Source organism: Streptomyces sp. NPDC007157 (assembly GCF_040634235.1).
GTDB lineage: Bacteria > Actinomycetota > Actinomycetes > Streptomycetales > Streptomycetaceae > Streptomyces.
In genome coordinates this window covers 195,347-207,124 of the sequence record NZ_JBEYFE010000001.1, presented here as the reverse complement: position 1 = coordinate 207,124, position 11,778 = coordinate 195,347, and the positions used below count along the sequence as shown (strand labels likewise).

The 11,778-nt window shown below is 69.3% G+C and carries 10 protein-coding genes; 1 reads left to right on the top strand and 9 read right to left on the bottom strand.

Annotated features, from left to right (window positions below):
- Window positions 1-22: 22 nt before the first annotated feature.
- The 8 genes from ABZ642_RS00910 to ABZ642_RS00875 form a co-directional block, all read right to left on the bottom strand.
- Entirely contained in the window at window positions 23-679 is a 657-nt protein-coding gene (locus tag ABZ642_RS00910; RefSeq protein WP_360474923.1) for a phosphatidylserine decarboxylase, read from the bottom strand.
- 169 nt (window positions 680-848) lie between these two features.
- Entirely contained in the window at window positions 849-2,054 is a 1,206-nt protein-coding gene (locus ABZ642_RS00905) for an acyl-CoA dehydrogenase family protein (protein WP_360474920.1), read from the bottom strand.
- A gap of 2 nt (window positions 2,055-2,056) precedes the next feature.
- Window positions 2,057-2,569 (bottom strand): MaoC family dehydratase, encoded by a 513-nt coding sequence (locus ABZ642_RS00900; protein ID WP_360474917.1) that lies wholly within the window; start codon window positions 2,567-2,569, stop codon window positions 2,057-2,059.
- A 5-nt stretch (window positions 2,570-2,574) separates the two neighbouring features.
- Window positions 2,575-3,540: a CoA ester lyase gene (locus tag ABZ642_RS00895; protein ID WP_360474915.1), complete on the bottom strand. Its 966-nt coding sequence runs from the start codon at window positions 3,538-3,540 to the stop codon at window positions 2,575-2,577.
- A complete protein-coding gene (locus ABZ642_RS00890) occupies window positions 3,537-5,609 on the bottom strand; it encodes a protein meaA (RefSeq protein WP_360474912.1) in 2,073 nt (690 codons plus the stop codon). Before ABZ642_RS00890 ends, ABZ642_RS00895 begins: the two co-directional genes overlap by 4 nt.
- A gap of 17 nt (window positions 5,610-5,626) precedes the next feature.
- The gene (gene ccrA, locus ABZ642_RS00885) at window positions 5,627-6,970 is read right to left on the bottom strand and encodes a crotonyl-CoA carboxylase/reductase (protein ID WP_360474909.1); all 1,344 of its coding nucleotides are present in this window, start codon (window positions 6,968-6,970) and stop codon (window positions 5,627-5,629) included.
- 474 nt (window positions 6,971-7,444) lie between these two features.
- Complete coding sequence (locus ABZ642_RS00880; protein WP_360474906.1) at window positions 7,445-8,275, bottom strand: TetR family transcriptional regulator; 831 nt, start codon at window positions 8,273-8,275, stop codon at window positions 7,445-7,447.
- A 166-nt stretch (window positions 8,276-8,441) separates the two neighbouring features.
- Window positions 8,442-10,247 (bottom strand): 3-hydroxyacyl-CoA dehydrogenase family protein, encoded by a 1,806-nt coding sequence (locus ABZ642_RS00875; RefSeq protein ID WP_360474903.1) that lies wholly within the window; start codon window positions 10,245-10,247, stop codon window positions 8,442-8,444.
- 389 nt (window positions 10,248-10,636) lie between these two features.
- On the opposite strand from ABZ642_RS00875, the gene ABZ642_RS00870 reads away from it, so the two are divergent.
- A complete protein-coding gene (locus ABZ642_RS00870; protein WP_360474900.1) occupies window positions 10,637-11,212 on the top strand; it encodes an adenylosuccinate lyase in 576 nt (191 codons plus the stop codon).
- On the opposite strand, the gene ABZ642_RS00865 is transcribed toward ABZ642_RS00870, so the two are convergent.
- Window positions 11,199-11,732, bottom strand: coding sequence for a GNAT family N-acetyltransferase (locus tag ABZ642_RS00865; protein WP_360474898.1), 534 nt, complete (start codon window positions 11,730-11,732; stop codon window positions 11,199-11,201). The two genes, ABZ642_RS00870 and ABZ642_RS00865, sit on opposite strands and share 14 nt — an antisense overlap.
- Window positions 11,733-11,778: the final 46 nt, after the last annotated feature.

The following is an 11,778-nucleotide window of genomic DNA, read 5'->3' as shown; positions in this document are numbered from 1 at the left end:
CCAGCCCGCCTGGGTCTCCGGATCAATCACGGTCAATGCGAGTCACCCCAGCCACGGTCTTCTGCCCGACCTCGACCGCGACCTCCACGCCCTCGGGCAGGTAGACGTCGACGCGCGAGCCGAAGCGGATCAGACCGATGCGGTCGCCCTGCTCGACCTTCGTGCCCTGCGGGATGTAGGGGACGATGCGACGGGCCACCGCGCCGGCGATCTGGATCATCTCGATGTCGCCGAGTTCGGTGTCGAAATGCCAGACTACGCGCTCGTTGTTCTCGCTCTCCTTGTTGAAGGCGGGAACGAAGCCACCGGGGATGTGCTCCACCGACGTCACGGTGCCGGACAGCGGCGCCCGGTTGACGTGGACGTTGAGCGGGCTCATGAAGATCGCGACGCGGGTGCGGCCGTCCTTCCACGGCATGATGCTCTGCACCACACCGTCGGCGGGGGAGATGACACGGCCCTGGGCGATCTCACGCTCGGGGTCGCGGAAGAACCACAGCATGCCCGCCGCGAGCGCGGTGGCGGGCACGGCGACGGCCTTCGCGGCGCCGGAGCGACGGGCGCGCAGGAGGCTGACGGCTGCGGTGGCGACGGTCGGGAGAAGCCACGGCGATGCTCCGCGCGCGAGGCGTACGCCGGCCAGGCTGTCTCGATGTGCAGAGGTTTGGCTGTGGGGCATGGATGACCTTCGTAGCGGATGATGCCGCGCGGGAATTGGGGACGGCGGCTTTCCGGGATCGTACCGGGCGCGGGCCACAACTGGGCAAGCCAGGATACCGAGTCGGCGGCCGAAGACCGTTGACGGGGTGTGATCTTCTTCTCGAAGAAAACACCCCGCACCCGGACAATCAGCCCTGGAACCGATACTCTTCGAGCAACCTTCGCCCGATGATCATTTTCTGGATCTCGGCGGTACCTTCGCCGATCAGCAACATGGGCGCCTCACGGTAGAGACGTTCGATCTCGTACTCCTTGGAGAATCCGTAGCCGCCGTGGATCCGGAAGGAGTCCTCCACGACCTCCTTGCAGTACTCGGAGGCGAGGTACTTCGCCATCCCGGCCTCAAGGTCGTTTCGTTCCCCGGAGTCCTTTTTGCGTGCCGCGTTGACCATCATGGCATGCGCGGCCTCGACCTTGGTGGCCATCTCCGCGAGCTTGAACTGGATGGCCTGGTGCTGGGCGATCGGCTTGCCGAAAGTGTGACGCTGCTGGGCGTACCGGACACCCAGTTCGAACGCACGCTGCGCGACACCGCAGCCACGCGCCGCCACGTTGACCCGGCCGACCTCGACTCCGTCCATCATTTGGTAAAAACCTCGGCCGGTGACCCCGCCGAGCACCCGATCGGCCGGAATCCGGAGCCCGTCCATGATCAGCTCGGTGGTGTCGACGCCCTTGTAGCCCATCTTGTCGATCTTGCCCGGGATGGTGAGGCCGGGGCGGACCTCTCCGAAGCCGGGCTCCTTTTCGACCAGGAAGGTCGTCATCGACTTGTGGGGCGCGGTGCCCTCGGGATGGCCTTCGTCACTTCGCACGAGGACGGCGACGAGGGACGACGTGCCGCCGTTCGTCAGCCACATCTTCTGGCCGTTCAGGACGTACTCCTCGCCGTCCTTCACCGCCTTCGAGGTGATCGCGGACACGTCGGAGCCGAGCCCCGGCTCCGACATCGAGAACGCGCCCCGGATGTCGCCGGCCGCCATGCGCGGCAGGAAGTGGTCCCTCTGCTCCTGCGTGCCGTGCTGCTTGAGCATGTACGCCACGATGAAGTGCGTGTTGATGATCCCGGAGACGGACATCCAGCCCCGGGCGATCTCCTCGACGCAGAGCGCGTACGTCAGGAGGGACTCGCCCAGGCCGCCGTACTCCTCGGGAATCATCAGGCCGAACAGGCCGAGTTCCTTGAGACCGTCGACGATCGCCTGCGGGTACTCGTCGCGGTGCTCCAGCTCGGTGGCGACCGGGATGATCTCCTTGTCCACGAAGTCGCGGACGGTGGAGAGGATCTCCTGCTGGACGTCGGTCAGACCGGCGGTCTGGGCGAGACGGGCCATGGCTACTTCTCCTGCTCCCTGAGCTCCGGGCGGCCCGGCTGCTCGCCGCCGCGCTCCTTGATGTACGTCTCGGTCGGCACCATCACCTTGCGGCGGAAGATGCACACCAGCGTGCCGTCCTGCTTGTAGCCCTTGGTCTCGACGTAGACGATCCCGCGGTCGTTCTTCGACTTGGAGGGCCACTTGTCCAGCACGGTCGTCTGGCCGTAGATCGTGTCGCCGTGGAAGGTCGGCGCCACGTGCTTGAGCGACTCGATCTCCAGGTTGGCGATCGCCTTGCCCGAGATGTCCGGCACGGACATGCCCAGCAGCAGCGAGTAGATGTAGTTCCCGACCACCACGTTCTTGCCGAAGTCCGTCGTCTTCTCGGCGTAGTTCGTGTCCATGTGGAGCGGGTGGTGGTTCATGGTGAGGAGACAGAACAGGTGGTCGTCGTACTCCGTGACCGTCTTCCCGGGCCAGTGCTTGTACGTCGCGCCGACCTCGAACTCCTCGTACGTGCGTCCGAACTGCATCGCGCTCAGGCCTCCGGGATCTCGAACTTCGACGTGCGCCGCATACCGGCGGCCCGGCCCTTGCCGGAGATGACCAGGGCCATCTTGCGGCTGGCCTCGTCGATCATCTCGTCGCCGAGCATCGCGGAGCCCTTCCTGCCGCCCGCCTCGGACGTGTAGTAGTCGTACGCGTCCAGGATCAGCTCGGCGTGGTCGTAGTCCTCCTGGGACGGCGAGAAGATCTCGTTGGACGCCTCGACCTGACCCGGGTGCAGCACCCACTTGCCGTCGAAGCCGAGGGCCGCGGCACGCTGGGCGACCTCGCGGTAGCCCTCGACGTTGCGGATCTGGAGGTAGGGGCCGTCGATCGCCTGGAGGTTGTTGGCGCGGGCGGCCATCAGGATCTTCATCAGGATGTAGTGGTAGGCGTCCGCCGGGTAGCCGGGCGGCTGCTCGCCCACGACCAGCGACTTCATGTTGATGGACGCCATGAAGTCGGCCGGGCCGAAGATGATGGTCTCGACACGCTGGGACGCGGTGGCGATCTCGTTGACGTTGTTGAGGCCCTGCGCGTTCTCGATCTGCGCCTCGATGCCGATCTTGCCGACCTCGAAGCCCATGGTCTTCTCGATCTGGGTGAGGAGCAGGTCCAGCGCGACGACCTGCTGGGCCGTCTGCACCTTCGGCAGCATGATGCAGTCGAGGTTCTGGCCGGCGCCCTCCACGACCGTGACGACATCACGGTACGTCCACTCGGTCGTCCAGTCGTTGACACGCACCACCCGTGTCTTGCCCGTCCAGTCACCCTCGTTGAGGAACTTCACGATGGTGTGCCGCGCCTCGGGCTTGGCGAGCGGCGCGCACGCGTCCTCCAGGTCCAGGAAGACCTGGTCCGCCGGGAGACCCTGGGCCTTCTCCAGGAAGCGGGGGTTCGAGCCGGGCACAGCCAGGCAGGAGCGCCGCGGGCGGAGCCGGTTGACGGGCGTGGTCATGCGGGGACCTCCAGGGGGTCGAGCTTGTTCGCTTTCCGGATCTCGTCGACGATGCGGCCGATGATTCCGGTGATGTCGAAGTCCTTCGGGGTGAAGACCGCGGCCACGCCGGCTTTCCTGAGCTGCTCGGCGTCACCATTCGGGATGATGCCACCGGCGATGACGGGTATATCTGTGGCACCGGCCACACGGAGTCGTTCCAGGACGTCCGGGACCAGCTGGGCGTGCGAGCCGGACAGGATCGACAGGCCCACCGCGTGCACGTCCTCGGCGAGGGCCGCGTCCACGATCTGCTCGGGTGTCAGCCGGATGCCCTGGTACACCACTTCGAAGCCGGCGTCCCGGGCCCGTACGGCGATCTGCTCGGCCCCGTTGGAGTGCCCGTCAAGTCCCGGCTTGCCCACCAGGAACCTCAGCTTGCCGCTGCCCAGGTCGCGGGCGGTGGCGTCCACCCTGGCCCGCACCTCGGCCATCGCCGACCCGGCTTCGGCGGGCACGGCCACCGGTGCCGAAGAGACCCCGGTGGGCGCCCGGAACTCGCCGAACACCTCCCGCAGCGCGCCCGCCCACTCGCCGGTCGTGACCCCGGCGCGGGCACACTCCAGGGTGGCCTCCATGAGGTTGCCGGTGCCCTTGGCGGCCTCCTTCAGGCGCTCCAGCGCCTTGCAGGGGCGCGGGTGGTTGAACGGCGGCTGGTAGCGCGTGTCGCGCCAGCGGCCGATCGCCGCCACCACCCGGGCCTCGACCGCCGGGTCGACGGTCTGGATCGCGGTGTCCAGGTCGGCCGTGAGCGGGTTGGGTTCGGTCGTCTCGAAGATGTTGACGCCGACGATCTTCTCCCGCCCGGACTCGATCCGGCCCCGGCGCTCCGCGTGCGAGGCGACCAGCTGCGACTTCAGATAGCCGGACTCGACGGCGGCCATCGCGCCGCCCATCTCCTGGATCCGGTCGATCTCGGCCAGGGAGTCCTCGACCAGCTGGCCGACCTTCGCCTCGATGACGTGCGAGCCCTCGAAGATGTCCTCGTACTCCAGCAGGTCGCTCTCGTGGGCGAGCACCTGCTGGATACGCAGTGACCACTGCTGGTCCCAGGGCCGGGGCAGGCCGAGGGCCTCGTTCCACGCGGGCAGCTGAACGGCACGCGCGCGGGCGTCCTTGGACAGCGTCACGGCGAGCATCTCGAGGACGATCCGCTGGACGTTGTTCTCCGGCTGCGCCTCGGTCAGACCCAGCGAGTTGACCTGGACGCCGTACCGGAAACGGCGCTGCTTGGCGTTCTCGATGCCGTACCGCTCACGGGTGACCTTGTCCCAGATGCGGCCGAACGCGCGCATCTTGCACATCTCCTCGACGAAGCGGACGCCCGCGTTCACGAAGAAGGAGATCCGCGCGACCACATCGCCCATCCGCTCCTGCGGCACCTGGCCGGAGTCACGGACGGCGTCCAGGACCGCGATGGCCGTGGACATCGCGTACGCGATCTCCTGGACCGGCGTGGCGCCCGCCTCCTGCAGGTGGTAGCTGCAGATGTTGATCGGGTTCCACTTCGGCAGGTGGGAGACCGTGTAGGCGATCATGTCCGTCGTCAGCCGGAGCGACGGTCCCGGCGGGAAGACATGCGTCCCCCGGGACAGGTACTCCTTGACGATGTCGTTCTGGGTCGTGCCCTGGAGCTTGGTGATGTCGGCGCCCTGCTCCTCGGCGACGACCTGGTAGAGCGCCAGCAGCCACATGGCGGTGGCGTTGATCGTCATCGAGGTGTTCATCTGCTCCAGGGGGATGTCCTGGAACAGCCGGCGCATGTCACCGAGGTGCGAGACGGGTACGCCCACCCGGCCGACCTCGCCGCGGGCGAGGATGTGGTCGGGGTCGTAGCCGGTCTGCGTCGGCAGGTCGAACGCCACCGACAGGCCGGTCTGGCCCTTGTCGAGGTTGCGCCGGTACAGCTCGTTGGACGCCTCGGCCGTGGAGTGCCCGGCATACGTGCGCATGAGCCACGGCCGGTCCTTCTCCCTCGGCGCCTGCGGCACGGAATCCCGCCCGCCGTCGGCGATCTGACGCTCAGTCATCTATGACCTCGGGTGTCTCAGACGTTGCGGAAGCGGTTGATGGCGTCGAGGTGCTTGGCGCGCGTCTCCTCGTCGCGCACGCCCAGGCCCTCCTCGGGGGCCAGGCACAGGACGCCGACCTTGCCCTGGTGGAGGTTGCGGTGCACGTCGTAGGCGGCCTGGCCGGTCTCCTCCAGGGAGTAGACCTTCGACAGCGTGGGGTGGATCTTGCCCTTCGCGATCAGCCGGTTGGCCTCCCAGGCCTCGCGGTAGTTGGCGAAGTGCGAGCCGATGATCCGCTTCAGGGACATCCACAGGTAGCGGTTGTCGTACTCGTGGTTGTAGCCCGAGGTGGAGGCGCAGGTGACGATCGTGCCGCCCTTGCGGGTGACGTAGACCGAGGCGCCGAAGGTCTCGCGGCCGGGGTGCTCGAAGACGATGTCGACGTCCTCGCCGCCGGTCAGCTCGCGGATGCGCTTGCCGAAGCGCTTCCACTCCTTCGGGTCCTGCTCGTGCTCGTTCTTCCAGAACTTGTAGTCCTCGGCGTTGCGGTCGATGATCGCCTCGGCGCCCATGGACCGGCAGATCTCCGCCTTCTGCGGGCTGCTCACCACGCAGATCGGGTTGGCGCCGCCGGCCAGCGCGAACTGGGTGGCGTAGGAGCCGAGCCCGCCGCTGGCGCCCCAGATGAGCACGTTGTCGCCCTGCTTCATGCCGGCGCCGTTGCGGGAGACCAGCTGCCGGTAGGCGGTGGAGTTGACCAGACCCGGAGCGGCGGCCTCCTCCCAGCTGAGGTGGTTCGGCTTCGGCATCAGCTGGTTGGACTTGACCAGCGCGATCTCGGCGAGGCCGCCGAAGTTGGTCTCGAAGCCCCAGATGCGCTGCTCGGGGTCGAGCATGGTGTCGTTGTGGCCGTCGGAGGACTCCAGCTCCACGCTCAGGCAGTGCGCGACGACCTCGTCACCGGGCTTCCAGGCGTTGACGCCCGGGCCGGTGCGCAGGACGACGCCCGCGAGGTCGGAGCCGATGATGTGGTACGGCAGGTCGTGCCGCTTGGTCAGCTCGGAGAGCCTGCCGTACCGCTCCAGGAAGCCGAAGGTGGACAGCGGCTCGAAGATCGACGTCCAGACCGAGTTGTAGTTGACGCTCGACGCCATGACGGCGACCAGGGCCTCGCCCGGGCCCAGCTCGGGCAGGGCCACCTCGTCGAGGTGGGTGGACTTGCGCGGGTCCTTGTCGCGGGTCTCCAGGCCCGCGAACATCTCCGTCTCGTCCTTGTGCACGGTGATCGCGCGGTACGACTCGGGCAGCGACAGGGCGGCGAAGTCGGCCGGCGTCGAGTCCGGCGACTGGATCGCGTCGAGAATGGCCTGAGTGGTCACGGTGTTGCCTCCGGCGGTCGGCGCCCCTTGAGGGAAGGGGCGCTGAGGGTTACGTCGGTGCTGCTGAGGGTTTTGGGAGGGTGCCGTCGGTTCGGCGTGGGTGGTGCTTCGGCAGCGCTTTGTGGCGCGGGAGGTTGCCTGTGACGCAGGCGTCCGGCGGGCGGGCTGGTGGGCTCGCCGGGACAGGCCGGACACCCATCAACGTATGACACCGCGTGTCAGGTGGCAAGGCACTGAGTGCCAGAACTTGCTCTCAGATGAAATCTTTACGTAACAAATGAGCGATGATCGATCAAAGCTACTGACGGGTAGGCCAAGGTGTGCCGAGTTGCGGGGCTCGTCCCGATGTCGGAGCCGCCACCCGGCACGCAGTGCCATCGCGCCGGGAAAAACCCGCGGTGCCATTGCGCCGACAAAAACAACGACGCGCCCCCGGGAGGGGGCGCGTCGGCTGTATCCGCCTGCGGCTCGCGCTCAGCGCTCCTTGAGCGCCTGCTCGATGGTCCGCATCACCTCGTCGAGCGGGGCGTCGGTCCGGGCCACCGTCACCAGCACCTCGCCCTGGGAGGCCACGGTGGCCGGCGCGGTGGACCGGGGCGGGGTCTCCCGGCCCGCACCGATGCCCGTCCCGAACGTCTTGCGGACGATCGCGAAGGCGTGGTCCAGCTGTGTCTCCACATCCCCCTGCCCGCCGGCCCGCAGCCAGCGCCGCAGCACGTGGTTGTGGGCGGTGACCACCGCAGACGCGGCGACCTCGGCCAGCAGCGGGTCGTCGTTCGCGTCGTCCGCGTGCGCGTGCTCGTCGAAGTGGCCGAGGAGGTAGCGGGTGAAGAGACGCTCGTAGCGGGCCACCGAGGCGATCTCGGCCTCGCGGAGGGTGGGTACCTCACGGGTGAGCTTGTAGCGGGCGACCGAGATGTCCGGCCGGGCCGCGTACATCTTCATGACTTCCTTGATGCCGCGGCACACGGTGTCGAGCGGGTGCTCGTGCGCCGGGGCCGCGTTGAGCACGGCCTCCGCGCGGATCAGCGTGTCGTCGTGGTCCGGGAAGATCGCCTCTTCCTTGGAACGGAAGTGGCGGAAGAAGGTGCGACGGGCAACCCCGGCCGCGGCCGCGATCTCGTCGACGGTGGTCGCCTCGTACCCCTTGGTCGCGAACAGCTCCATCGCCGCGGCCGCCAGTTCTCGGCGCATCTTGAGCCGCTGGGCGGCCGCGCGACTGCCCGCGGCACTTTCCGGCGCGTCGGACGTGGCGGGTGTACGTGAGGACCTGGCGGGCTGGGGCATGCCCCGAACGTACTGCATGTGCGCAGCTTGAGGGGCATGACCGGGGTTTCCCCCGCCTGTGAAGGGCGGGGGACCGCCGGGCCGGGTGGGCGGGGGAGGGCTGTGCCGGGTGGGCGGGGGACCGCCGCCCGGGTCGAGCAGCCCGCCCCAGTCCCGCTCGTCCCGGTACCAGTCGCCGACGCCCTCAGCGGCGGGCATATTCGCGGAAGCCACGGCCGGTCTTGCGGCCGAGGCAGCCCGCGGCCACCAGGTGCTCGAGGAGTGGCGAGGGCGCCAGCCCCGGGTCGCGGAACTCCCGGTGCAGGACCTTTTCGATCGCGAGCGAGACGTCCAGGCCGACCACGTCCAGCAGCTCGAACGGGCCCATCGGGTAGCCGCCGCCGAGCTTCATCGCCGCGTCGATGTCGTCCAGTGAGGCGTAGTGCTCCTCGACCATCTTGATCGCGTTGTTGAGGTACGGGAACAGCAGCGCGTTCACGATGAAGCCGGCCCGGTCACCGCAGTCGACGGCGTGCTTCCGGATGTTCGCGCAGACCTCGCGGACGGTCGCGTGGACGTCCTCGCCGGTCAGCACGGTACGGACGACCTCGACCAGCTTCATCGCCGGCGCCGGGTTGAAGAAGTGCATGCCGATCACGTCCTGCGGACGCGACGTGGCCCGGGCGCAGGCCACGACCGGCAGTGAGGAGGTCGTGGTGGCCAGGACCGCGCCGGGCTTGCAGACCTTGTCCAGCGTGGCGAACAGCTGCTGCTTGATCTCCAGGTCCTCGGCGACCGCCTCGACGGCCAGGTCGACGTCGGCGAAGGCGTCGTAGGAACCCGCGGCGCTGATCAGGTCCAGGGTCTGTGCGGCGGCCTCGGCGGTCATCCGCCCCTTGCCGACCGAGCGGTCGAGCGACTTGCCGATACGGGCCTTGGCGGCCTGCGCCTTCTCCTCGCTGCGGGCGGCCAGGACGACCTGGTAGCCGGCCTTGGCGAAGACCTCGGCGATGCCGGAGGCCATGGTGCCGGAACCGGCCACCCCGACCGAGCGGACCGGGCGGCCCTGGGTGAGGGCGGCGCCGTCCAGCGGGGTCAGCGCGTCCCGGACGACGGTGGCGCTGCCCGGGGCCTCGTAGGTGTAGAAGCCGCGCCCGGACTTGCGGCCGGTCAGGCCCGCCTCGCTGAGCTGCTTGAGGACGGGGGCCGGGGCGTGCAGCCGGTCGCGGGACTCGGCGTACATGGCCTCCAGGACCGTCCGCGCGGTGTCGATGCCGATCAGGTCGAGCAGGGCGAGCGGACCCATCGGCAGGCCGCAGCCGAGCCGCATGGCCGCGTCGATGTCCTCACGGGAGGCGTACTTCGCCTCGTACATCGCGGCGGCCTGGTTGAGGTAACCGAACAGCAGGCCGTCCGCGACGAAGCCGGGGCGGTCGCCGACCGCGACCGGTTCCTTGCCCAGTTCCAGCGCGAGGTCGGTGACCGCGGCGACCGCGCTCGGGGCGGTGAGCACCGAGGAGACGACCTCGACCAGCTTCATCGCCGGGGCCGGGTTGAAGAAGTGCAGGCCGAGGACGCGCTCGGGACGCGCCGAGTCGGCGGCCAGCCGGGTCACGGAGAGCGCGTTGGTACCGGTGGCCAGGATGGTCCCGGGGCGGACTATGCGGTCCAGCTCGCGGAAGATCTGGTGCTTGATGTCGTACGACTCCGGGACCACCTCGATGACGAGGTCGGCGTCGGCCGCGGCCGTGAGGTCGGTGCCGGTGCGGACCCGGGCGAGAACGTCGGTGCGTTCCTGCTCGGTCAGCCTGCCGCGGGCCACGGCACGGGCCGTGGAGGCCTCCAGGGCGGCGAGGGAGCCGGCGGCCTGGGCCTCGCTGACGTCGATGCCGATCACCTCGCGGCCGGCCCTCGCGAGGACCTCGGTGATACCGGTGCCCATGGTGCCGAGGCCGACCACGGCGACGGTCCTGAGCGGGGACAGGGAGGGGTCGGACTGGGGAGTGGCCATCGCGGGACTCCAGGAATGAGGGTGACGACTGGAAACGCCCCCGGGTGCGCCGAAGGGGCGCACCGGGTGCGGAGAGCTGCATGAGAGCTGCGTGATTGCGGGTGTTGCCGGGCTGCTGGCGCACACGCCCGGTGCCGTCGCCGCAGGCGTGCACACGCCTGGGAGCGGCTGATCCCGACCGGCCCTGTCCCGGAGCCGAGTCGTACGTACGGTACGAGGTACCGAACCGACCTGATGCTCACGACGGCTGCGTCACCAAACCGGAATGAGCGTTACTGCGAGTGGGTGACTCGCTCGATTGAGCTTAACCGGCGGGTAACGAGCGCGCCAGCCCCCCGACTTTGTGATGTACGTCCCTCCGCTACCGCAACCCCTCTACGCTGGGCTTCGTGGACGAAGAGTTGCGATCGCTCACGGAGCGTCTGCGGCAGGAGTCGCAGGGAACGGCCGCCTACGACCGGCTCCTGACGACCGAGGACCCCGACGAGCTGGCGGAGGTGCTCACCGCCGCCGGACAGCCCCTGTGGGCCAGGGAGTTGGCGGCGTACCGCCTGGGGACGGCCGGCGACCGGCGCGCCTTCGAGACCCTGGTCCTCCTCCTGAACCACCGTGACCCACCCCGCTGCGCCTCCGCCGCGCACGCCCTCGCCCGCCTGCAGGACCCGCGCACCGCCCGCGCGGCCGCCGCCCTCGCCACCAACGAACTCCGGGTCGCCTACGCCCTGCACCCGGTCCGTCTCCTGGTCGTGCTCCGCGCCCCGGAGTCCGTGCCGGCCCTCATCACCACCCTGGAGCGCCGACTGCGCCCCCACGACCCCTACCGCAAGGTCGCCCTCGCCTGTGTGGAGGGCCTCGGCACCCTGGGCGACACCCGCGCCCGCCGCGTCCTGAGCGAGGCGCTGGCCCACCCCAACCTCGCCGAGGCCGCGGTCCAGGCCCTGTCCCACATCCCTAGGCCGAGGTGAGGCCGCGGTCCTTGACGTACCGCACCTCGGGCACGGGCACCCCGTCGACCTCGTAGGGCTCCTCGGCGCCGTCGGGCCGGAAGCCCGCCGTCTCGTAGAACCGGCGAGCGCGGGCGTTCCCCTTCAGTACCCACAGGTACACGCGTGCGTACCGGGCGCACTGCTTGAGCACCGTGTCCAGGAGCCGCCGCCCGGCCCCGGTCCCGACATGCGCCGGGTCGAGGTAGATCGCGTACAACTCGGCGTCCTCGGTGCGTACTTCCCCGTCCCGGTACGGCCCGTGCGACGCCCAGCCGACTATCTCGCCGCCGCGCTCGGCGACCAGGTCCGTCACCCCGTCCTCGCCGTCCCGGAACCGGGCCCGCCGCCGCTCGGCGTCCCGTTCGACACTGAGCCCGTCCAGGAACGGCTGCGGCATGAGCCCCCGGTAGGCGTACTGCCAGCCCCGGACGCGTATCTGCGAGACCCGGTCGCAGTCGTCGAGGGCCATGGGGCGGATGCGGAGGGAGTCGTCGGTCATGACGGCACCTTAGGAAGCCGACGGCCCGGCCCGCCCGGGATTTCGC